Source organism: Slackia sp. CM382 (genome assembly GCF_000293015.1).
GTDB lineage: Bacteria > Actinomycetota > Coriobacteriia > Coriobacteriales > Eggerthellaceae > Slackia > Slackia exigua.
In genome coordinates this window covers 1-22,663 of record NZ_ALNO01000007.1, presented here as the reverse complement: position 1 = coordinate 22,663, position 22,663 = coordinate 1, and the positions used below count along the sequence as shown (strand labels likewise).

Below are 22,663 nucleotides of genomic sequence, written 5' to 3'. Positions count from 1 at the left end.
TCACAGGAGAAAGAGCTCGACGGCGAAGAAATGGCAGATGGTCCCGGCAAGCACGAAGACATGGAAGACCGTGTGCATGTACGGGATCTTCTTCAGGATGTAGAACCCTGCTCCGATCGAATACAGGATGCCGCCAATGAGCAGCAAGAAAAAGCCCGGACGCGGCAAAGACGCGTAAAGCACGGGCAAAAACCATACGACACACCATCCGAGCAGCAGATACAGAAGCGCGGAGGCCCACCGCGGACGAAAGACCCAGAACGCTTCGACCGCCATGCCGACGAGCGCGGCCGCCCAGACGACGCAGAACAGGACGAACCCTCCGTGGTCCGCGAGGGCGATCAGGCAGAAAGGCGTGTACGATCCGGCGATGAGCAAGTAGATGGCGCAGTGGTCCATGACCTTGAAGACGCGCTTGGCGCCTTCGTGCGCGAGCGCATGGTACAGCGTCGAGGCGAGGTATTCGAGCAGCATGGATACGCCGAAGACGATCGCGGATGCGAGATGCGCCCCTCCGCCGTGCGACACGGCGGTCACGATCATGACGGGGATGGCGGCGATGGCGAGCAGCGCGCCGATGCCGTGCGTGATCGCGTTGGCGATTTCCTCGCCCAGGCGGTACTCACGCACCGAACGCGGCGCGCGGACGGATGTTCTGTCGCATTCGCTTCCCATGTCGGGATTCTAGCACAGGGCCGTTAACCGCGCGGACGCGCCCATTCCAGCCAGGCGTTCGCATCCGAAAGCGAGAGATCCCAGAGCGTCGTCGTCTTGCCGTCGATGCCGGCGGCCGTGCGCACCGATGCGCAGCGAACCTTCGAGGCGCGCTGGAAAGGATTCGCGGAAAGCGTGGCAAACTGGATCTTCTGACGAGGGACGACAGATGTGCGCCGCGAGAACCCGCCGTTCACGAGCGTCATGAAGCGGCGGTCGTATCCGATGCCCGAGCCCTTGAACCAGAGCACGGCGCGCACGATGGAGAGGACGACGTCGATCAGGCAGAAGGCGAGCAGGACCCCTATGATGCCGCGCGCGATGGAAATCAGGACGACGAGAGCCTGGTCGGAAGCAACCAGCGGATCCAAGGCGAACGAAACCGCAAGCAAAACGCCCATGGCGATCGCCGCGTAGGCCCCGAAGTTCCGCCAGACGGCGATCCTCATGATGCCGCGGCGCAGAGCCGCGGGGGCCGGTCTGACAGCAAGATCGGGATAGGAAGCGAATTCGGGAAGAATGCCCTCGAGCAGGGACGGCACGCGCGAAAGCTTGATGAACGGATGCAGGATCGTTCCGTGCACCGCCTGGCCGGCCTGCTTCTGCGAGGGATCGAGCGTGTCGATCTTCTCGACCCTGATCTCGCAGTACCCGATCAAACGACGGAAAAACGACTGATCGATGACGATTGATTGCACGCGATCGACGTCGATGCCGTGAAACGCGCGGCTGACAAGACCCGATTCGATTTCGATGCGAGACCCCCGGCGACGCAGGCGGAAGCTGCCGTACGTGAGCATGGATCCGAGAGCCGAGAAGACGAGCAGGATGAACAGGACGAACAGCGCGATCGCAATCGCCCCGACAAGGCCGTTCGCGGAAAAGGAGGCCATATCGCCCGCCTGCAGGGAGAGCGTGGGGTCGAGAGAAGATCCCGCCATCTCCTCGAAATACGCACGGAGCCGATCGTTCACGACCGAGGGAAGGTATCCCAGGGCACCGAAGAGCGCCGCAAGAACGACGCCGACGGACGACCCGATTCCCGTCAGCCCCGCAAGCAGCAGCTCGACATTGGAAAGGCCGGTTTCATACGAGACAGGACCCGTCTCCACGGCTTCCCCGCCATCGAGACCGCGAAACCGGTCGGACGCGGCGGCGACGCCTCCGAGAAGGTTGGCCTCGGCTCCGGGCTGCGCGCTGCCGGCGACGGAGATGCCGCCAGATGGAGCCGAAGGGGCGGAAGCGCGCGTTGAAGACGCGACGTCGACGGGCGTTCCGTCGACGCGAACCGGACGGGCCTGAGACGGATCGATGCCGTACTGGATGCATGCCCACTGCGACGGATAGACGACGCCGTCCACGGTGGCGCTTCCCCAGGCATCGAGCGATCCGCCGTCGAGCAGGACCTTCTTGCGACGGAACAGCTCGCCGCGCAGGGCCTCGACTTCGGAGACACGCATGCATTGCAGAACGATGGCCTCGTTGGACGAGCCGCCCGCGGTTTCGATGCGCACGTCGCAGACGCCCACGACGCGCTGCAGCGGGCGCGCGGACTGATTGACCGACTGGATGCGCTGGTAGGGCACATGGGTCTTGCGCTTGAAGACGACGCCCCACGACTTGCGGAATTCGGTTTCCGACAGCTCGTATGACAGGCGGGTCCATCCCAAGACGCGCAGACCGAGCACGAGCACGGCGATCAGGGCCATAAGAGGAACGATAAGGACCAGCGTCAGAACCTGGACCAATCCGGGCAGCGAGGCGACTATGAGGGACAGGATGATCGGCAGGCTGCCGAGCCAGACATATGAAGAATGGACGCGATGCGCACCCGGCTTCAGGGTCTCGGGAATCATACGTCCTCCTGAGCGAGGCGGGCCTGCTCGGCGATGCGGTCGCGCAGAGCGTCCGCCGCATCGAAGGCTAGGCCCGGAATGACGTGCGATCCGGCCGCCGTGGCCACGGTCACGCTCGCCAATCCGAGGATCCTCAGAATCGGGCCCTGCACCGTGTCGGTGTTCTGAACGCGCACGAACGGAATGACGGTACGGGTGCGCCAGACGACCCCTTGCACGATATCCAGATCGTTCTCGGCAACCTCGTATCGCCAGAATCGATACTTGAGCATGGGATACGCTACGGCGTACACGATGACGGCGACAACGGCGAGCGCGATGAGCGTCGGCAGGACCCACGAAGGCGGCACGATGCCGTTGAAAGAGACGACCGCATATGCGCCCATGATGACGGCGACGGCGACAAGCGCCTTGAGCGCGCCGGATGCCATCCAGACGATCCTCATGCGACCGTCAAGCAATTGGGAAGGGAGTGCCCTCATCCTTCGCTCCTTCGAAATGGGGGTTGGCTCGATGATTTCCCATCAATATATCAGACGTTCCGAAGCCCTCCATGGGCTATGCTTGAGACTTAAGCCAAATCGCAAAAGAAGGAACGCCATGACATCCTGCCTTCCGCCTGAAACGACCCTCTCATCCCTCGCCGACGCGATCGCCGCGCAGGGCGTGAAGATCCGGCTCGTCGGACCGGATCGGCCGGTTCGCGGGATGTCCATAGACTCGCGGGCCGTGGGCCCGGAAGCGCTGTTCGCCTGCAAGGGCGCCGCGTTCAAGCCCGCCTACCTGGAAGATGCGCTGAACGCAGGAGCGGCGGCGTACCTCTGCGACGAATCCTCGGAGCTTGATCTGAGCGCGCATGCCGAAGGCGTTTCCCACCTCGTCACCGACGACATCCGACCGGCCATGGCCTACGCCGCGCGCGCGGCGTACGGGCGTCCCGATAAGCGCATCGATATCATGGGCATCACGGGCACGAAAGGCAAATCCACCACGTCGTTCCTGCTGAAGTCGATCTTCGCGGCGGCGGGCATGCGGCCTTCCATCATCGGATCAATCGAAACCGACGACGGGATCGACGCGTTCGAAAGCCATAACACGACGCCCGAGGCCGTCGATTTGTGGCGCCACGTCTTCAATACTGCCGAATCCGGCAGGAAGCACCTGGTCATGGAAGTCTCGAGCCATGCCCTTAAATACGACCGCACGCTCGGCCTCATGCTGGACGTCGCGTGCTTCCTGAATATCGGACGCGACCACATCTCCCCGAGCGAGCATCCCTCGTTCGAGGACTATTTCGCGTCGAAGCTGCGCATCTTCGACCAATGCCGCACCGCCGTCGTGAACCTCGATTCCGACCTCGTCGACGAGGTGCTCGAACATGCACGACGCGCCGAGCGCCTGCTGACCTTCGGCGTCGATCGGCCGGAAGCCGACTACAGCGCCAGAGACGTACGGCCGTGCCGAGACGGCATCGCATTCGATCTGGCCTGCGAAGGGGGGACACGCCCTATGACATTGGGCATGGCCGGCCTCTTCAATGCGGAAAACGCCTTGGCCGCCATCGCGATGGCGCGCATCGCGGGCATCGGCTTCGAAGACATCGCCGCAGGCCTCGCGCATGTCCGCGTACCCGGCCGCATGGAGGTCGTGCGGTCTGCCGCAGGCAGCACCATCGCGCTCGTGGACTATGCCCACAACGAGCTTTCCTATAAGACGTTCTTCACGTCGGTCAGGAAAGAGCACCCTGCGGCGAAGGTCGTGGCGGTGTTCGGCGCGCCGGGCGACAAGGCGTTCGAACGTCGTGAGGTTCTGCCCCGCGTGGCCGCGCAGTTCGCCGACTACCTGATCTACACCGAGGAGGACCCTGCGCACGAAGATCCGCGCGCTATCGCCGAGGAGCTGGCGGCGAACACGCCGACGGATACGCCGTGCGAAATCATCGTCGACCGCGAGCAGGCCATCATCCGCGCGTTCGAGGTGGCGGGTGAAAACGATGCCGTGGTCTGCCTGCTTGCGAAGGGCGACGAGACCCGCCAGCATAGGGGAGACTCGTTTCCCGAAGTCAAATCGGATCTGCATATCGCACGCGAATGCCTCGGCGTCGCGCAGGACGCCTAGGGAGGATCCGACGATGGCCGTCTACATCGCTCACTACCGCTCCCCGCAGAACGAGAACCCCACGTCAGGATCGTTCGAATTCGAAAGCGAGCACCGCGCGGGATCGAAGCAGAACCTGCGCGATGCGCGCATGCATATGCTCGTCGCCTACGGCAATGAAGCCGTGACCTGGAATATCGATGACGTGCAGGTCAAACGGGCCAAGAGCGACGTGCTCGACAACCAGATCGAGATCGATTTTCGCGAACCGGTGAAGCATCGCAAGACCCGCACCGTGAATCGGGGCAGGCTCTAGAGCGCCGCACCGCAGCCCGATACGGAAGACGACAGGGGAATAGGGCGATAGCCATGCGCCTCGAGCGCGGTCGGCATCGAACGCGAAACGAACGCCCGGTTTCTCGACATCCCGAGAAAGAACCGCAGAACGGCTTATGCCAGCTTCCCACCGACGATCTTGGCGGCAGCGGCCTTGTCGAAGTTCCCGCCGGTCGCCTTCGTGAGGGCACCCATGACCTTGCCCATGTCGCGTTTCGTGGTCGCGCCGAGCTCGGCTATGGTCGCGTCGACGAGCTCGCCGAGCGCGTCTCCTGAAAGCTGTTCGGGAAGCAGGTCTTCGAGAATGGCGACCTGGGTGCGAAGCGTCTCGGTGCGTTCTTCGTTCGTGCCGGCCTTAACGGACCCTTCGAGCGTCTCTTTCGTCTGCTTGATCAGACGCTTCGTCATGGCGTCGACATCGGCCTCGGTCACTTCGCGCCGCTCGTCGACCTCGATGTTCTTGATCTCGCCATGAAGCTGGCGCAGGATGGAGAGCCGCACTTTGTCGTGGGCCTTCATGGCGTCCTTGATCATGTCTTTCAGCTCATCGTAGCGCATGGCGGCTCCTATCTCCGGTTTCGTTGCCCCTCCACTATAGCCCCGCCGCATGCCCTCTGCCACGATGCGCATGCCTCGTCTCGACCGATGGGTGCCATTCTGCGTCATGCTGCATAGCGATCGGCGAAACGTCGTTCCGCATGCGGCCGGCGCCGTTCGCATTTCGCTGTCAAGAATCGCCGCCGCGAATCGTGTTGTAGGTAAGCAACGTTGCATGATTCAATGCGATTCGAAAGGAGGCCGGATGAGGGCATCGAGACCGACAGACGCGGATTCCGAGGCAAGACGTCTGATCCATGACTACGCCGACCTCATCCTCAGGCTGAGCTACACCTACCTGAACTCGACCTGCGACGCGGAAGACGTATGCCAGGACGTTCTTATGAAAACCCTGGCACGAACCGCCCCTTTCGCCGGAGCCGAACATGAGAAGGCCTGGATCATCCGTGTCGCGATCAATGCCTGCAAGGACCGTCTGAAGCAGGGGCGGGGACGATTCGTCAGCCTGGATGAGGCCCGCTATGCGGAAGCTCCTGGGCACCCGCACGACGAGACGCTTGAGGCGGTGCAGAAGCTCCAGCTCATCTACCGAGAAGCGATCTACCTGCATTATTACGAGGGATACTCCATAGCCGAAATCGCGCGCATGACCGACCGGAGCGAATCCGCCGTCGGAGCGGCTCTGAGCCGCGGACGCAAGAAACTGCGCGCCATGCTTGAAAGGAGCGCGTCATGAACGAAGGTTTCGCCGAGACCTACGCTCGAGCCCTTGACGATTTGAAGTTCTCTTCCGAAGAGAAGGGCCGTATGGCGGAAAGGCTCGCGCACGCCGCCGATGCACGAACGCAAGGATCCGGCCTCCGCAGCGCCTCGATCGCAGGCGCGGGCGCCGCGTGCGCAGCGGATGCGGGCGATGCGTCAGGGCAGAGCCGCGCGTATGCGCCCCGCGTCGATCGCCCGGCCTCCGCAGCACGCACGGCCACCTGGTTCCGGAAGCATCCCGCGCGCTTCGCTGCCGCGGCCGTCGTCGCCGCCCTTGCGCTCGGGGGAGGGGGCGCCTATGCGACAGGCAACTTGGTCACGCTGCAGAACGCCGCGGACGACCTGTTCAACGGAGCGCCCGCGAAGACCGAGGTCGTTGAATCGATCGGCCATCCCCTAGGAGCGACCGCAAGCGACGGCGGCATCACCGTCAGCGCGGATGCGATCATCGGCGACGCGCATACCTACACGATCGTCTATTCGATCTCCAAGGACGACGGCAGCGCGTTCGACGATCTTGACACGAACGAGAACGGGATCCTTGCCTGCTTCATGTTCTACGAGCAGAATACGACGGCCGACATCGACTGGGGCGGCGCTTCCGGAAGCGCGTATTTCTACGATGCGGATCCTGACGACCCAGCCATCCAGTATGTGGAGACGATGAGCTACGACGCAACGGAGAGCCTGGCCGGAAGCGTCGTGCGTTCTCACATGAAGAATCTTATGCGTGACGATGCCTCCGGATTCGAAACCATCGCCGAAGGCACGTGGAACCTCAAGTTCGACATCGCCTACGAAGACTCTTCCGTCGCCCTTTCCGCCGCCGAACTGTTCGACCTCTACGGATATGACGCACATATCGTCGACGCGAGCATCTCCCCCATTTCCCTACACCTCGCCTATCAGGTCGACCGTCCCGTCGCATGGAGCGATGAGGGCCGCGGGATCTCCTTGAAGGACGGAACTTCCTTCCGAGGCGACGAGGCTTCCGGCCGTGAAAACGCCCAGGATGCGAGGCTTTCCAACGAACTGCTTGGCGCCCGCGCGACCGTAACCCTGAAAGACGGGACCTCCTTCGAATGCGACGCGAACGGAGGCGGGCGTATCGATGGGGACACCGAGCATCCGACCTGCACCACGAACATCGTCTTCGACCGCATCATCGATCTCGACGAAATCGAATCCATCGATATCGAAGGCACCGCGCTTCGAATGAATTAGTCCAAGCAATCGTTCCGAGACGAACGAAGGAGGATTCTCGCTCGATTCAGGAATCCTCCTCGGGCGCCCTTTATCGCGAGCGTGCCCACGCATCGTCGCCCTCCCGTCCAAGAATGGAAGGGTGACGAAGATGCTGAACCCCTCAGGTCCGCTCGCCCTTTGACGCACGATGCCTCCCCTTTCCCGTCATCGGGGAAGGGGAGGCATTCGTTCAACTGGAAGGATCTTTCTCTCCATCCGATATACGTGCGTGCCGAAGCGTACTCCGGCACGCCGCGGGCCGGACGCCGTGGCGCCCGGCCCGTCAATCATCAGTACTCGCTCGCGTCTTCCTTCGTGAGCTTTCCTGCGAACGTGCGGTAGACCAGGAAGTGGTACAGCAGCACGAAGGGAAGGCCGACGCAGGTGATGCCGAGCATCCAGGCAAGCGTCAAATCTTCGGACGCAGCCGTCTCGATCGTGATATTCGCGCCGGAAGCGGCCGTTGCGAACAGATTGAACGGATCGCCGGCACCTGCCACGACCAGATTCGGGAACAGGCTCGCACCCAGCAGCGCAACCAAAGCGAAGCACGCAACGGACGAGGCGAGGAACACGACGAGCGAAGCCTTCTCGTCCGTCGCCTTCATGAAGGTGGCGGCAAGCATCGCGACGAAGAGCACGGCGAAGGCGATGCGCAGGATGGACAGGCCGCCGACCATCTCGGGCTTGATGATGACCAGAGCGTAGACGGTGACGAGCGCGAAGAACACGATCGCCAGGATGGCGAAGGTCCGACGAGCCATGCGGGCGCGAACGGCCATCGCGCTACCCTCGGGAGCCTTCAGCGCAAGCCAGGATGCTCCCTGCAGAATGAACATGGACAGGCCGAGCAGGCCGCACAGCAGCGTGAAGGGCGTGACGAGGCCGAGCAGGGGAATGCCGACGTAGTCGCCGTTGGCGTTCATCGGAATGCCCGCGTACACGTTGCCGATGGCGACGCCGAAGAGCAGGGCCGGAAGCAGCGAACCCACGAAGAACAGGGCGTTCCACGCCTTCTTCCAACCGGGCTTCGTTTCGTTCGCGGAATACTCCAGCGAGATCGCGCGGACGATGAGGCCCATGAGCACGAGGATGATGGCCAGGTAGAAACCGGAGAACGTGGTGGCGTATGCCGGCGCGAATGCAGCGAACAGCGCGCCGCCCGCGGTCAGGAGCCAAACCTCGTTGCCGTCCCACACAGGACCGACGCTGCGGCGCAGGAGCGCCTTTTCTTCGTCGGTCTTGGCGACGAAGGGGCTCAGGACGCCGGCGCCCAGGTCGAATCCGTCAAGAACGAAGTATCCGGCGATCAGTACGAAGATGAGGATGAACCAGATGATTCCCAGTACGGTCATGGTTATTTCGCCTCCTCGATCTCGTCGCTGACAGGGTTGCCCTCAAGGTCGTCCACAGGACCCTTGCCGATGAAGCCCGTGATGAGGCGGGCCCAGGCTATGAAGATGAACGTGTAGACGATGATGAACAGCAGGATGGTCACAAGCAGCTCAACGGAAGAAAGAGACGAGGAAATCGCATCGTTGGTGAGAAGCCCCAGGCCATCGGGAGAGCTCGTCGCGGGATACACGACGTAGGGCTGGCGACCGACCTCTGCGGCCGTCCATCCGGATTCGATCGCGAGGAACGGGAAGATCGGGGAGAGGACCAGGATCCACTGCCACCACTTCTTATCCTTGAGCTTGCTGCCCTTCTTATAGGAGGCTATAAGCGCGAGCGCCAGCACGATCACGATAGCGCCGAACATAAGCACCATCAGGTGATAGCTCACAAAGGTCACGCCGATCGGCAGATTGTCGACATCGAGGTCGGCATTTTCCTTGGCGAGATCGTTCAGGCCGGGGTATTCCGTATCGAAGCTATTGGAAGCGAGGAAGCTGGTGAAGCCTTCGAGCTTGAGGGGCGCGACGACTTCCTGCGTGTCCTTGTCGACGTAGCCGATGAGGTAGAGCGGCAACGTGCCTTCTTCATAGTGGCCTTCCATCATGGCGATCTTGGAAGGCTGCTCTTCGGCGACCTCGACTGCCGAGGCGTGCGCGCTCACCAGAAGGACGCACGTGGAGATAAGCGCGACCGTGGCGCCCAGACGCAGGGTCCTGTCAGCGAAGTAACGGAACTTCTCTTTGCGCATATACCAGGCGGAAACCGCGATGGCCATGAAGGCGCCCATCACGAACAGGGCCATGACCGTATGGAAATAGCGCACGCCGGTGGAGGCGTTGAACGCCGCACCGAAGAAGTCCGTGAGAACCGCCTTGGTGCCGTCGGCGGAAAGCTCCGCGCCGCCCGGGGTCTGCATCCAGGAGTTGGCGATGAGGATCCAGAGGCACGACAGGCAGCTGCCGAGGAAGACGAGCCAGGCGGAGGTCAGATAGAACTTCGGGCCGACCTTCTTGCGGCCGAAGATCACGACGCCGAGGAACGTGGACTCCATGAAGAAGGCGAAGATGGCTTCGGCCGCAAGGGGGGCGCCGAAGATATCGCCTACGAAGCGGCTGTAATCGGCCCAGTTGGTGCCGAACGAGAATTCCATCGTGATTCCCGTGGCCACGCCGATGGCAAACGTGGTCGCGAAAATCTTCGACCAGAACTTCGTCGCAGCCGCGTCGCGCGGGTCGCGCGTTTTGTAGTAGCGGGTTTCATTGAGGGCCAGGATCAGACCAAGGCCGACTGACAGCGGAACGAAGCAGAAGTGGAAGATAGCCACCAAAGCGAACTGTATGCGCGACAGCACGGCAACATCGGACAGGAATTCCATAGCCACACCCCCTTTTCTCTTTACGTTGTTCCAATTGCATACTCGTCCCCATACGCGAGCACGCGCAGATAATAACACTCGAAATCTCCAAATTACGGGACGATGGCGATATTTGTTCCTAATTTAATAACATTTTCGCCCGAATGCCGTCAAAACCGCACCGTTGCACGGAAAAGAGCCTCCGGATTCGCTCCGAAGGCTCTGAAAAAAACAGCGAGCAGAAGGATGCTGGAAAGCGCGCTCACGAAAGCCGCGCAAGAGGGCGGGCAGACGCATGAAGTGACGGACGTCTTTCCATCCCCGTCGAAACCGGCTTGTCGAGCTTTCGGGCCATGGCCCGAAAGCCTCGCCCGCAGCCTAGTTTTCGCCGTGATGATGGTGATGACGCTCCTGCTCCTCGAGCTCCTGGGCGGCGTCGCATGCGGAAAACGCCGCATCGTCGAGCACGGCGATCGCGTTAGGATGGAACTGCAGGATAGATGCAGGAACCTTCGGCGTGATGGGTCCGTAGAACGCCTGGTTCACGATATCCGCATAGGCGGCTCCTGATGCCACGACGACGATGCGCCGGGCCTCCATGACGGTGCCGACGCCCATGGTGAATTCCCCGCGTTCTTCGTTGTAGCAGGTCTCGTTCGAGAAGGAATCCCCGGGGACATTCGCTCCCAGCTCGCCGTTCGGCCCGAGCGCAAGAATCAGGGTATCTATGCCTCCTTGAAGCCTGATCTGGGCTTCGAAGGCGGCGCAGACGGCATGGGGATCGGCGGCCGCGCCTCCCGGCGTGCAGACGTTTTCGGAATGGATGTTCGTCACGCCGAAGAGCTCGGCATCGAGCCTGGCGCGCACAGGATAGGCCTCGTCGTCCCCGCCGTCGTTGCGGCCGACGCGCGATTCGGTCACGCCGAATGCGGCAACGCGCGAGAAGTCGAGCGCTTCCTCGACATAGCGGGCGCTCAGCTGGCCGTACACGTCCACCCCGTCGGGAAAGACATCGAACCCGAGCGTGCAGCCGGGCTTCTCGCATACGACCTCCGCCACGCAATCGGCGGCGTAGGCGGCAAGTTCTTCGGAATCCTTGGCAACCATGATCTGCATAGGGCGAACCTTCCATCGCGGTAGGCATGTGGCATAGGCGGTCTTCGAAGGGTACCATGAATCCGCGCATGACAGATGCTTTCAAGATAGGAGGCCGCAATGGCCGCATGCTACGACGCATTCGTATTCGATATGGACGGCACCATCCTGTACACGCTCGACGACCTGACCGCCACGACGAACGCCATGCTGAAGGCGTTCGGCTTCCCCGAGCGCACGAAGGAGGATGTCCGCTTCATGGTAGGCGACGGCACCCGTGCGCTCATCGAGCGGGCGCTTCCCGCGGATGCGCCCCGGGAGAATATCGATGAGCTCTATTCCTGCTGGACCTCGTATTACGATACGCATGGCGACGAGCACACCCGCCCGTACGACGGCATCGTCGAAGCCATGCGCGACCTGCGCGCCCGCGGAAAGAAGATCGGGGTCTTGTCCAACAAGTACCAGGCGGGAGTGGACGCCATGATCGCGCGCTTCTTCGACGGACTCGTGGACTGCGCCATCGGCGACGGCACGGCTCCGCGCAAGCCGGACCCGACCGGGCTCATCATGCTGGCGGAACGCATCGGCGCGCCGCTCGAGCGCATCGCGTACTTCGGAGATTCGACGACGGACATGAGGACGACCGTGCGCGCAGGTGTGTTCGGAATCGGAGTGACCTGGGGATACCAGACGAGGGAGGCCATTGCGGATGCCGGAGCCCAAGCGCTCATAGACACGCCGTCCCGCATTCTCGACTTCGCATAGAAAAAGCCGGGCCTGCAAGCCCGGCTTCAAGCATCGATGGTGGTCAGAGAGGGACTTGAACCCCCGACACGGGGATTTTCAGTCCCCTGCTCTACCAACTGAGCTACCTGACCGGTTCGTTAAACGCGAGTATGCATGATACCTGTAGCGAACCGTCTGCGCAAGCGGTTTTTGCCTCGGCCTGCATGCGGGCCGCAAGGGACCTGGCCCCAGACGACGCGCCGTTCCGAACCATGCGGGTCTGACATCTTCGCACCCGCATGGCAACGCACGCGGAGCGCTCCGCACCGCTCGCTCGCTCGAGCCTCTACTCCTTCATGGCGCAGCCGCTGCCGAACAGAAGCTCGCGCTCTTCGGGAGGGAGAATCGAACGCGCCTGGTCGCGCAGGTTGTTCACGCCGATGAAGAACTGCCGCATCATGACGACCATGAGGTAGCGTCCCTTGGGCGTGAGCGTCAGCTGCTCGTCATCGTCCTTGTCGATGCCGCCGACCGCCTTCATGAACGCGTATTCGACCGGCAAACCCCTTTGCACCGAGCAGCCGAAATCACGTTCGAACTGCGTTTTATCCAGATGCAGGCCGAAGAGCTGCATCAGGAAGCGATACCGCATGCGATTCGCCTTCGAGAACGTGGTCTTGCCCATGATGGACATGCGTCCCGCGTCGATCGCCTGATTGTACTCGCGCACGCTGAAGGTATTGATGTATTGGGAATCGCCAAGATACGTGAAGCCGCCGCTGCCGATCGCCGGATACTGCTCGTAATCGACGATGTATTCATCGATCATCGTGGGCGCATCGGCCGTACGGTTGAACGTCCATGCGCTGCTATGCGTGAACAGCGCGTCGGGCCCGTCCGTCAGCGTCTCGCTGATGATCCGGTAGAAACGCTGCTCGCGATCGTAGTCGACCTTGCCGACGGTGGCGGCCAGGGAGCGCTCGACCGCAGGCGATGCCATCAGGGGATAGAAGGTCGTCTGGTTGCATCCCGTCTCGATGACGGCTTCGAGGTCGCGGCGGAGGATGTCTTCGGTCTGCGCCGGGAAGTTGAAGATCATATCCACGTTCATCGAGTCGAAGTAGGGCGCGGCGATTTTAACGGCCTCCATGATGGACGCCGCATCGCCGTACTTGTCATAGCGATCCATCTGTTTGAGCAGGCCGTCATCGAAGCTCTGCACCCCGACCGACAGGCGGTTCACCCGTCCTTCGAGTTCGCTCAGATAAGGTTCCGTCAGGTGATTCGGGTTCGTTTCGCACGAAACGTCTTTGATGGAGAACTCGCGTTTCGCCGCATCGATCGTCTTGCAGAGCTCGTCCAGCAAGATGGTCGGCGTGCCGCCGCCGATGTACAGGGAATCGAAGTCGTAGCCGAGCTCCTTGACCATCATCATCTCGCGGCGCAGGTTCTCGTAGTACGCCTTCGCGCGCCCTTCGTTGAAAGGGAACCGGTTGAACGAGCAGTACGGACACAAACGCTCGCAGAAAGGTATATGCATGTACAGCATATACGGCATCCCGGCTTGAGGGCCGGGGATGCGCGTCTCTTCGGTTCTATCGATGCGCAGATTGCCTGATGTGTAGTGACGGACCGCCTTGCTTAAAAGTCGTTCTGAAAGCATAAATGAATCTAAACCTCTATCGCTCGTTTCGCGATGTCGAACCGCATCTGCTTGCCTTCGAAGTTGATCTTGTCGCAGGCTTCGTAGGCAAGCTCGCGCGCCTCTTCGAAGGAATCGGCGAGCGCGACCACGTTCAGGACGCGGCCGCCGCTCGTGATGAGCTCGTCATCGGCGTTATAGGACGTGCCGGCCTGGAACACGAGCACGCCATCCATCTCCTCGGCCTCTTCTATGCCGAGAATGACCTTGCCCTTTTCGTATGATCCAGGATAGCCGCCGCTCGCAAGCACGACGCAGACCGACACCTTGTCGCTCCAGGAAGGACGCACGTCGCCGGCGCGGCCTTCGGCCACGGCAAGGAACGCGTCGAGCGCGTCGCCGTCGAAGCGTGCGAGAACGGCCTGGGTTTCGGGGTCGCCGAAGCGGGCGTTGAATTCGAGCAGCTTCGGGCCTTCCTCGGTCAGCATGAAGCCGCCGTAAAGCACGCCGCGATACCCCGCGCCGAATTCCTCCTTGGTCGCCGCGGCCGCCGTGCGCATGATGTCCGCCATCCGGGTCTCGAGCGCATCGTCCACGGCAGGTACCGGGGAATACGCGCCCATGCCGCCGGTGTTCGGGCCGCGATCGCCGTCGAAGGCGCGCTTGTGGTCCTGCGCGCACGGCATGCAGACCGCCTCGCCGTCGGAGATGAACGCAAGCATGCTGCATTCCGGACCCGCCAGGCATTCTTCGATGACGACCGAGCTTCCTGCCGTGCCGAACGCACCGGCGAAGCAGTCATGGACGGCCTCTTCCGCCTCTTCGAGGTCGTCCGCCACGACGACGCCCTTGCCTGCGGCCAGACCATCGGCCTTGACCACGATCGGAGCGCCCGTCTCGCGCACGAACGCGAGGGCGTCGGCTTCGCAATCGCAGGCGCGATACCGCGCGGTCGGAAGCCCATGCCTGATCATGAATTCCTTCGAGAACGATTTGCTGCCCTCGAGCCGGGCGGCGTCGGCATTCGGGCCGAAGACGGGGATTCCCGCCGCGCGGACGGCGTCGGCGACGCCTGCGACCAAAGGGGCCTCGGGGCCGATGACCACAAGCCCTATCCCCTGGTCTTTGGAAAAGCCTATGACGGCCTCCGCATCGCACGGATCGAGCGGCACGTTCCGGCCGCACTGCACCGTTCCTCCGTTTCCGGGGGCTATGAATAGGTCTCCGACCTGAGGTGACTTCGCAATGGACCATGCGAGGGCGTGTTCGCGGCCTCCGCTGCCCAGAACCAGTACGTTCATCATGTCTTGGTCTTCTCCTTGAACGGAATGCGCGCTAGCGATCCCAGCCGCGCATCAGGGTCTGATGGCGATCGGGGCCGACGGATACGATGGTCGCCTTGACGCCGCTTAGACGTTCGATCTCGGCGATGTAGTCCTGGGCGGCCTGCGGCAGCTCCTCGAAAGCCGTCGCCTTCGTGATGTCCTGCCCCTTCCAGCCCGGCATGGTCTTGTAGATGGGCTTGGCATGGTAGAGCACGCTCTGCTGCATCGGGAAATACTCGTAGCGCTCGCCGTTGCATTCGTATGCGACGCAGATTTTGATCTCATCGAACGCGGACAGCACGTCGAGCTTGGTGAGCGCGATGTCGGTCAGGCCGTTGACCTCGGCGGCATAGCGCGCGATAACGGCGTCGAACCAGCCGCAACGGCGCTTGCGCCCGGTGGTCACGCCGTACTCATGGCCGACGGAGCACATCAGGTCGCCGTCGACGGCATCCTGGCCTTCCCCGCCGTTTTCGGGATACAGGAGCTCGGTCGGGAATGGACCCGCGCCTACGCGCGTGACATAGGCCTTCTCGATGCCGAGAACGCGATCGATGGCCGCCGGGCCGACGCCCGATCCGGTGGCTGCGCCGCCGGCGCAACAGGAAGAGCTGGTCACGAACGGATACGTGCCGTGATCGATGTCGAGCAGCGTGCCCTGGGCGCCTTCGAACAGAATGCGCTTGCCGTCGCGCAGTGCCTCGTTGAGCATCATGGCCGTTTCCGCCATGTGGGGACGGATGACCTCTGCGTAGGGAAGGCAGGCCGCGCAGATCTCGTCCACGGTGAACGTGCGCTTGCCATAGACCTTTTCGAGGATGGCGTTCTTCACCTCGAGCGCGGCCGCCACCTTCATGCGGAACACCTTCTCGTCGAGCAGGTCTTGGATACGGATGCCGCTGCGGGCGGCCTTGTCCTGATAGCACGGGCCGATGCCGCGATTCGTCGTGCCGATTTCGTTCTTGCCCAGCTTGAATTCGGAGGCCTTGTCGAGCTCGATGTGGTACGGCATGATCACATGCGCGTCGCAGGAGATCTTCAGGCGGTCGCACGGGAAGCCCTCCCCTTCGAGCATGCGCATCTCTTCAACCAAGACCTGGGGATTCACAACGACCCCGTTGCCGATGACCGGTATGGCGTTTTCGTACATGATGCCCGAGGGAATGAGGTGCAGCGCGAGCTTCTTGTCGCCGCTTACCACGGTATGCCCGGCGTTGTTGCCGCCCTGATAGCGGACGACGAAATCGAATTCGCGGGCGATGAGGTCCGTGATCTTGCCCTTGCCTTCGTCACCCCACTGCGCGCCGACCAGAACTACGTTTGACATGCTCTCCTCTTCCGTTCTTCGAGAAATCGAATTGCATCCTGCCGAACATACTAAACCGCGATTATATCCGCCTGTATCCGCATGCGACGACAAGGGGCGGAGCGTCATCAAAACCCCGTCGAGCGCGGCGGTCGCTAGATCATCGAAACATCGACGTAGTCGCCGAACTTCGTGTATTCGGCCGCGAACGACAGGCGTATATCGCGCGTGGCGCCGTTGCGGTGCTTCGCGACGATAAGGTCGGCCGTACCCAACGGAGGGCGGCCGTCCTGTTCGGCTTCGGCTTCGTCGGTACTGCGGTCGATGAACATGACGATGTCGGCATCCTGCTCGATCGAGCCTGATTCACGCAGGTCGGAAAGCATCGGCCGTTTGTTGCCGCGCATCTCGACCGCGCGAGAGAGCTGGGAAAGCGACAGGATAGGAACGTCGAGTTCCTTGGCGAGCACCTTGAGGCCTCGGGATATCTCGGCCACCTCGACCGAGCGGTTGCCGTCGCGCCGGGCCTTGGTCGGCTGCATGAGCTGCAGATAGTCGACGATGATCAGGCCGCGCTCCTTGTCACGAAGTTGGCGGCGCGCCTTAGCGCGCATCTCGAGCAGGGACAGGCCCGGAGTATCGTCGATCCAGAGATCGAGCTTGGAAAGGGAGTCCGTCGCGCTCAGGATGGGCGCCCAGTCGGCATCGGTCAGGCTGCCCGTGCGCAGCTTCGACAGGTTCACCCGCGCCTCGGAGCAGAGAATGCGCTGCACGAGCTGGGTTGCGCTCATCTCGAGGCTGAACAGCGCGACCGAGGCGCCGTGCTTGGCGGCGTTCACGGCGACGTTCAGCGCGAACGACGTCTTGCCGACGGCGGGGCGCGCGGCAAGGATCAGCAGGTCGCCGCCGCGCCAACCCCAGAACAGGTCGTCGACGTCTTTGAATCCGGTGCCGACGCCGGCAAGTTCGTCTTTATGCCGTGCCAGTTCGTCGATCTGGTCGAAGACGGTGCTCAGCAGATCGCCCACCTTCGTGAACGACGACCCGACGCGCTTCTGCGTAACGCTGAAGAGCATCCGCTCGGCTTCCTCGATGGTCTGGCTGGCGTCGTCGGGGGCGTCGTAGGCGAGCGCATTTATATTGGTGGATGCGTAGATCAGATCGCGCTGCAGGCTTGCGCGCCTGACGATTTCCGAATGGCTTTTCCAATTCGTGAGCGAAAGCGTGTTGTTGGCGAGCTCGACGAGGTACGGACGTCCTCCGGCGGCCTCCAGCTGCCCTTCTGCAGCAAGGCGGTCGGCAAGCGATATCTGGTCGATGGGGATATGACGGCTTGCAAGGTTGGCGATGCCTTCGAAGATGAGCCTGTGGGCAGGCCGATAGAAGTTTTCTGGGGAAAGGGACGATGCGATTTCATCCACGGCCTCTTCGTTGAGCATGCAGGCGGCGAGGACCGATTTCTCTGCTTCGACGTTGCTCGGGAGGGGTCTGCCGGTGGTGCTTTGCATTATCGAGGCCGAGGGATCCTGGTAATTCGGCATGGTCTCCATCACTCCACTCTGACCTGGCCGTTTAGAGATACCAAGTCGAATTTGCTTTGGCAGAACAGATATATTACCCCATCGCGCGCGTCTTGTGTCGGCCGCATGTCCAAGCCCTCGATACGCATTCCGTCAATCCACCTCTGAAAACCGATTTCCACACCGACAAACTGCGCCTTTCCCACTTATCAACGTTTTCCACATTTTAGACTGTGGAAAACAAAAAATCCCGCCGCGCATGCGGCGGGATTTCATGCCGTTTCGCCACCAGGAAAAACCCGGAGACGATCCGTAAAAGCGCGTTACTCGGCTTCGGTCTCTTCGACCTCGGCGGCCTCCGCAGGAGCTTCCTCGGCGGGAGCCTCTTCGACTTCAGCCGGAGCCTCTTCGACCTTCGGCTCGCCCACGAACAGGTTGATGCCGACTTTGATGTCGCGGTAGATGGAAAGCTCGACGACGTGCTCGCCCGCGGTCTTGATGGCCTGGCGCATGACAAGGCGCTTGCGGTCGATCTCGAGATCGAGGTCGGCCTTGACGGCGTCGGCGACCATGGAAGCCGTGACGGAGCCGAACAGGACGCCCTCTTCGCCGACTTTCGCAGGCACGACGACGGTCTTGCCCTCGAGGGCGGCCTTGAGCTCGTTCGCGCGGGCGATGCGGGTCTCTTCGCGCTTGGCGATGGAGCCGCGACGCTGCTCGAGCTGCTTCAGGTTGCCCTTGGTGGCCAGGACGGCCATGCCCCTGGGGCCGAGATAGTTATTGAAGAAGCCGCGCGCGACGTCGACTACGTCGCCTTCGCCGCCTCTTCCGGGGATTTCGGTAAGCAGGATGACCTTCATCGGTGTACCTCCTTAGCGATTGCGGCGATCGCCACGGCCGCTGACGGCAGCCACGACATAGGGCATGAGGCCCATTTCACGCGCGTTCTTGATGGCGGTAGCGATGTCGCGCTGATGCTGGACGCAAGCGCCCGTCACGCGGCGCGGCTTGATCTTACCGCGGTCGGTCACGAATTTACGCAGCATGGCCGTATCTTTGTAATCGATGTAGTCCGTGCCGTCCTTGCAGAACTGGCAGAACTTACGGCGAGGCTGCTTGTTGTATTCAGCCATGATTTCCTCTTTCGATTCCTAACGCATTGAGACGTATGGGAAGCCTAGAAGGGAATGTCCTCGTCATAGACGGAGGTGTCCACCATCGGAGCGGAGGACGCGGGAGAGGCGTACGACGAAGCCTGCATGCGCGGAGCCTGCTGGCCTTGACCTGCGCCGTCGCGGGAGGACAGGAACTCGATCTCATCGACGATGACCTCGATCTTGCTCCTCTTCTGCCCGTCGCGTTCCCACTGGGACCAACGAAGCTTCCCCTCGATGGCAACCTTCGAGCCTTTGCTCAGGAAGCGCGAAACGCTCTGCGCGCGCGTCCCGAACATCGTGCAATCGATGTAGTTGGGGAAATCCTTCCATTCACCGGTCTGAGGATCCTTGCGGCGATCGTTGACCGCCACGCCGAAGCCGAGAACGGGAAAACCGCTCGCGGTTTGGCGGAGCTCAGGGTCACGCGTGAGATTGCCCGTGATGAGAACCTTGTTGATGCTCATGTCTTCCTCTTCCTTCTTCCTCAAGATTTCGACGGTTCCGCATCCTTTCGGGATGCATGCCGCCGAATTAATCGCGGTCGTCGCGACGGACGATCTTGTGGCGCACGACTGCGTCGGTAATACGCAGGATGCGATCCAGTTCCGCAATGCTTTCAGGATCCGCATGGAAATCGATGAGCGTGTAATCGCCTTCGGTCAGGCCGGCGATCTCGTACGCGAGCTTGCGACGGCCCCAGTCCTCGACGTTATCGATCGTGCCGTTGTTGTCGTTGATGGCGGTCTCGACGCGCTTCATTGCCGCAAGGCGAACCTCGTCTTCGATCGTAGGCGAGACGAAGAACAGCAATTCATAAGCCTTCATGATGTCACCTCCTCTGGACTTAACGGTCCCGAGGCTCATGAAGGCATCTGCTCGGGACAGGAAACTTCGTTATCTTATCAGCAGGTTTCCGTCATTGCAATTGCCGATGCCTTCGGCCGGGCCATCGCTCCATGCGTTGCACACGACCCTATCATGGCATCCTTGCCCGGATCCGGGCGGCGTCTTCCGGCGATTCCGCGCGATACGGCCGAATCCTTGCGTTTTTCGGACGAGAACGCGATCGAAGCTGCCGAAGACCGTGCCCCGCCACCGTATACTGGACGCACGAATCCTCGTCACCCCCAAGGAAAGGCAGGCACTATGGCCGACAGAGATATCGAAGTCGCTCCGACCGAGGTTCCCGAGATCGACGAGACGCTCGAGACGCTCCTGCTCCAGACGCTCGAAAACGCCCAGGATCGCTATGAGAAGTCCGGCGTCCTGAGCCCGTATACCGCCACGCTCATCGGCGAGCGCGTCTTCGAGGAAACCTACCTGGGAACCACCGACGAATGCTTCGCCGAAGCCGAAAGGACCGTCGAAGGCATGAGAGGGGCACGCGCCTATGCATTCTGCTACGACGGGTACCTCGACACCGACGAGGGACAGGTAGACGCCATCATCGTGGAGGGCGCCATCGCCGACGGGCAGGACGGCATCGCGATCGGCCTGCTCTATACCGAAAAAGACGATACGATCACCTTCAGCGAAGAGCCCTTCTATCTAGGACCCGCCCCCAGCTTCCTTCCCGTGAAGGTCGCCAAAATCGAGGATGACTCGACGAAAGCCGCATCTGAAGACGAAGCGGAGGCATCCGAGGAATAGAACGGCTCCTCTGCGCGCACCGCGGCCCTCCGACGCGTCAAATGTCGGAGGGCCTTCTCGTCCGTGCAAGCCGTCCGTATGGCGTCCCCGCCCGACGATCGCGGCCGTTAGAAGCCTTTCGCGCCCACCACCAGATCTATCAGCTCCTGCTGGCTATGGATCCCCACCTTGTCGTACACATGAGCGACATGCGTCTTCACCGTGTTGTACGAAATCGTGAGCGCATCCTTTATATAGTTGCCGTTGCGGCCGCGCGCGAGAAGCTCGAACACTTCGGCCTCGCGCGGCGTGAGCGAAAACTCCGCGGCGACCGCGGCGCAGCGCGCCTCGAACGTCTCGTCGGGCACGGCATGCAAGACGGAGATCTCTTGAACAGGCTCCACGCACGCAATGGTTCGCGTAATGCGAAACGTGCTCGCGAAGTGCACGACATACGACACGAACGCGACGGTCGTCACCGCCACGAGCACCGATCGGTCGATGGGCCCTAAGGCTCCCGCATTCATGGCACGGCCCAAAAACGCGCCCGCTATCGATCCGAACGCCTTCATCGCGCTTCCCCATGCGAATGCCTTGATGGCCATTGCATGGTTCCGCGACCCGAGCGCCACGAGAACATACCAGCTCAACATATCGAACAGGGCGGAACCCGTGTACAGGAACGCGTTCACGAACCCTTCGCTGAACGCAGATTCGGCCTGAAAGAGCGACAGGCCTGCGACCACGCACAGCGATGCCGCGTAGAACAGGAAGTCGGCATCAAGGCTGCGACGGCGCGCGAAGCAGAAAAGAGCGTAGAGAAACGCGGCCGCCAAGGGCGCGAAGACGATGCTCGAATCCACCGGGATGCGCAGGGTTTCGCCTGCCGTGAGGGCCAGCCCGTAGACCACGCGAAAAACCAGCATGCAGACGAAGATCTGGTTCAGCATGGAAAGAAACGAGTTCGGCTGCGCAAGCGCCGCATCGGGAGATGACGGCGAGGCGGATATGCACGCAAGCCCGCTGCGAGCGGAACGATGCACCAGAAGCACGGCGATGATGCAGATCAGAGGCGCGACCATATATCCCTCGGAAACCGCCGCGACCGCGAAAAGAGCGCGCCACGCGAACGAAAGCACGTAAGCTCCGGCCACAGCGGCGCCGAGCACCGGAAGCGAAAGGGACAGGCATGCGACGCCGACGACCACCGCGGCGAGGGACGCGCCTATGGAAGACGCGAAGGCGCCGAACACATGCAGACCGGTCGAATGCATGAAGAGGGCGGCCATGTATCCCGCGATGCCAAGCACGATCGAAAGCAGCGAGACGCCTACGAGGGAGCGAAGAAGGACTTCCCGATATCTGCCGCCCGCCGCAATCGCAACCGCCACGAGCGTGACGGCCTTCGCGCCGACGAGCGCATCCCTCATCGCGGGCGACAGGGGATCGAGTGCGGGAAGGACCTCTGCGTTCAAGACCCATGCGTACATGAACACGAGCGAAAGCGCCGTGACGCAGAAAACGAGCGTGCGCGCATCGGCGCCCGCCCTCTTGTGCAATTGCGAGATCGAATCTGACATACGCGCATTATAAACGCCCGGCCATTCTTACGGAAACGCAGGTCATGCGCATCTCATATGACAAGGGTGAGAGGAAATCCCCGAGCGTGCGCCGTGAAATACGGGGCGCAGGGTGATGCGTCGCCGAAGCGCGGCCCCTACGGTTGAGAAACATCAGGCGGCCGCAAGCGTGGCCGCAACCATCATAAGGAGGGGTATCCATGTCGACCGAACTTTCCCGCCGCAACTTCCTTGCGGGCGCCGCGACGCTGAGCGCGCTCGCGGGAGCCGCCGCACTCGTCGGATGCGGCAGCTCCACCACCACCGCCGCAGATGCAGGCGCGGCCGAAGCGACCGCCGCCGACGCGACCGCATGGCTGG

General features: G+C 62.0%; 22 protein-coding genes and 1 tRNA gene. 6 read left to right on the top strand and 17 right to left on the bottom strand.

The annotated features are described in order from the left end of the window. Genes HMPREF1155_RS02840 through HMPREF1155_RS02830 form a run of 3 tightly spaced genes read right to left on the bottom strand, consistent with a single transcriptional unit; the run spans nt 1 to nt 3,052 of the window. Entirely contained in the window at nt 1–675 is a 675-nt protein-coding gene (locus HMPREF1155_RS02840; protein WP_009077259.1) for a hemolysin III family protein, read from the bottom strand. A gap of 23 nt (nt 676–698) precedes the next feature. Further along, entirely contained in the window at nt 699–2,570 is a 1,872-nt protein-coding gene (locus tag HMPREF1155_RS02835; protein WP_009077373.1) for a PH domain-containing protein, read from the bottom strand. Then, complete coding sequence (locus tag HMPREF1155_RS02830) at nt 2,567–3,052, bottom strand: PH domain-containing protein (protein ID WP_009077287.1); 486 nt, start codon at nt 3,050–3,052, stop codon at nt 2,567–2,569. The genes HMPREF1155_RS02835 and HMPREF1155_RS02830 overlap by 4 nt, the downstream gene beginning before the upstream one ends. Nucleotides 3,053–3,170: 118 nt before the next feature. Here HMPREF1155_RS02830 and HMPREF1155_RS02825 point away from each other — a divergent pair, with 118 nt between their 5' ends. After that, nucleotides 3,171–4,688: a Mur ligase family protein gene (locus HMPREF1155_RS02825; protein ID WP_009077505.1), complete on the top strand. Its 1,518-nt coding sequence runs from the start codon at nt 3,171–3,173 to the stop codon at nt 4,686–4,688. Between the two features lie 13 nt (nt 4,689–4,701). Then, complete coding sequence (locus HMPREF1155_RS02820) at nt 4,702–4,983, top strand: hypothetical protein (RefSeq protein ID WP_006362415.1); 282 nt, start codon at nt 4,702–4,704, stop codon at nt 4,981–4,983. A gap of 134 nt (nt 4,984–5,117) precedes the next feature. Here HMPREF1155_RS02820 and HMPREF1155_RS02815 read toward each other — a convergent pair whose 3' ends face one another. After that, entirely contained in the window at nt 5,118–5,561 is a 444-nt protein-coding gene (locus tag HMPREF1155_RS02815; RefSeq protein ID WP_009077402.1) for a GatB/YqeY domain-containing protein, read from the bottom strand. A 244-nt stretch (nt 5,562–5,805) separates the two neighbouring features. On the opposite strand from HMPREF1155_RS02815, the gene HMPREF1155_RS02810 reads away from it, so the two are divergent. Both HMPREF1155_RS02810 and HMPREF1155_RS02805 read left to right on the top strand, forming a co-directional pair. Further along, nucleotides 5,806–6,297 (top strand): RNA polymerase sigma factor, encoded by a 492-nt coding sequence (locus tag HMPREF1155_RS02810; protein WP_009077244.1) that lies wholly within the window; start codon nt 5,806–5,808, stop codon nt 6,295–6,297. Beyond that, entirely contained in the window at nt 6,294–7,547 is a 1,254-nt protein-coding gene (locus HMPREF1155_RS02805) for a DUF4179 domain-containing protein (protein WP_009077314.1), read from the top strand. Before HMPREF1155_RS02810 ends, HMPREF1155_RS02805 begins: the two co-directional genes overlap by 4 nt. A gap of 311 nt (nt 7,548–7,858) precedes the next feature. On the opposite strand, the gene cydB is transcribed toward HMPREF1155_RS02805, so the two are convergent. From cydB to HMPREF1155_RS02790, 3 genes are all read right to left on the bottom strand, one after another. Next, complete coding sequence (cydB, locus tag HMPREF1155_RS02800) at nt 7,859–8,923, bottom strand: cytochrome d ubiquinol oxidase subunit II (RefSeq protein ID WP_006362420.1); 1,065 nt, start codon at nt 8,921–8,923, stop codon at nt 7,859–7,861. Nucleotides 8,924–8,925: 2 nt separating this feature from the next. Then, complete coding sequence (locus HMPREF1155_RS02795; protein ID WP_009077142.1) at nt 8,926–10,341, bottom strand: cytochrome ubiquinol oxidase subunit I; 1,416 nt, start codon at nt 10,339–10,341, stop codon at nt 8,926–8,928. Nucleotides 10,342–10,698: 357 nt separating this feature from the next. Beyond that, nucleotides 10,699–11,436 carry a 6-phosphogluconolactonase gene (locus tag HMPREF1155_RS02790; RefSeq protein ID WP_009077404.1) on the bottom strand — a complete coding sequence of 246 codons (738 nt, stop codon included), beginning with the start codon at nt 11,434–11,436 and terminating at the stop codon, nt 10,699–10,701. A gap of 99 nt (nt 11,437–11,535) precedes the next feature. On the opposite strand from HMPREF1155_RS02790, the gene HMPREF1155_RS02785 reads away from it, so the two are divergent. Next, a complete protein-coding gene (locus HMPREF1155_RS02785; RefSeq protein WP_009077136.1) occupies nt 11,536–12,183 on the top strand; it encodes an HAD family hydrolase in 648 nt (215 codons plus the stop codon). A gap of 37 nt (nt 12,184–12,220) precedes the next feature. Here HMPREF1155_RS02785 and HMPREF1155_RS02780 read toward each other — a convergent pair. The 9 genes from HMPREF1155_RS02780 to rpsF all read right to left on the bottom strand — a co-directional run bounded on the left by HMPREF1155_RS02780 (nt 12,221) and on the right by rpsF (nt 19,919). Next, nucleotides 12,221–12,296 (bottom strand) — tRNA-Phe (locus HMPREF1155_RS02780). A gap of 194 nt (nt 12,297–12,490) precedes the next feature. Beyond that, complete coding sequence (locus tag HMPREF1155_RS02775) at nt 12,491–13,807, bottom strand: coproporphyrinogen III oxidase family protein (protein ID WP_009077412.1); 1,317 nt, start codon at nt 13,805–13,807, stop codon at nt 12,491–12,493. Between the two features lie 8 nt (nt 13,808–13,815). Next, nucleotides 13,816–15,090: a phosphoribosylamine--glycine ligase gene (purD, locus tag HMPREF1155_RS02770; RefSeq protein WP_009077231.1), complete on the bottom strand. Its 1,275-nt coding sequence runs from the start codon at nt 15,088–15,090 to the stop codon at nt 13,816–13,818. A gap of 31 nt (nt 15,091–15,121) precedes the next feature. Further along, on the bottom strand, nt 15,122–16,438 hold the full coding sequence (locus HMPREF1155_RS02765; RefSeq protein WP_039993238.1) for an adenylosuccinate synthase: 1,317 nt from the start codon (nt 16,436–16,438) through the stop codon (nt 15,122–15,124). A 134-nt stretch (nt 16,439–16,572) separates the two neighbouring features. After that, on the bottom strand, nt 16,573–17,967 hold the full coding sequence (gene dnaB / locus HMPREF1155_RS02760; RefSeq protein WP_006362430.1) for a replicative DNA helicase: 1,395 nt from the start codon (nt 17,965–17,967) through the stop codon (nt 16,573–16,575). Between the two features lie 293 nt (nt 17,968–18,260). Further along, nucleotides 18,261–18,797 (bottom strand): 50S ribosomal protein L9, encoded by a 537-nt coding sequence (gene rplI / locus HMPREF1155_RS02755; RefSeq protein WP_006362433.1) that lies wholly within the window; start codon nt 18,795–18,797, stop codon nt 18,261–18,263. A 12-nt stretch (nt 18,798–18,809) separates the two neighbouring features. After that, nucleotides 18,810–19,070: a 30S ribosomal protein S18 gene (rpsR, locus tag HMPREF1155_RS02750; protein ID WP_006362435.1), complete on the bottom strand. Its 261-nt coding sequence runs from the start codon at nt 19,068–19,070 to the stop codon at nt 18,810–18,812. A gap of 44 nt (nt 19,071–19,114) precedes the next feature. Further along, on the bottom strand, nt 19,115–19,558 hold the full coding sequence (locus HMPREF1155_RS02745) for a single-stranded DNA-binding protein (protein ID WP_009077173.1): 444 nt from the start codon (nt 19,556–19,558) through the stop codon (nt 19,115–19,117). Between the two features lie 67 nt (nt 19,559–19,625). Beyond that, complete coding sequence (gene rpsF, locus HMPREF1155_RS02740; RefSeq protein WP_009077202.1) at nt 19,626–19,919, bottom strand: 30S ribosomal protein S6; 294 nt, start codon at nt 19,917–19,919, stop codon at nt 19,626–19,628. Between the two features lie 321 nt (nt 19,920–20,240). Here rpsF and HMPREF1155_RS02735 point away from each other — a divergent pair, with 321 nt between their 5' ends. After that, on the top strand, nt 20,241–20,744 hold the full coding sequence (locus HMPREF1155_RS02735; protein WP_009077450.1) for a hypothetical protein: 504 nt from the start codon (nt 20,241–20,243) through the stop codon (nt 20,742–20,744). 107 nt (nt 20,745–20,851) lie between these two features. Here HMPREF1155_RS02735 and HMPREF1155_RS02730 read toward each other — a convergent pair whose 3' ends face one another. Beyond that, entirely contained in the window at nt 20,852–22,303 is a 1,452-nt protein-coding gene (locus HMPREF1155_RS02730) for a LuxR family transcriptional regulator (RefSeq protein WP_009077121.1), read from the bottom strand. Nucleotides 22,304–22,663: the final 360 nt, after the last annotated feature.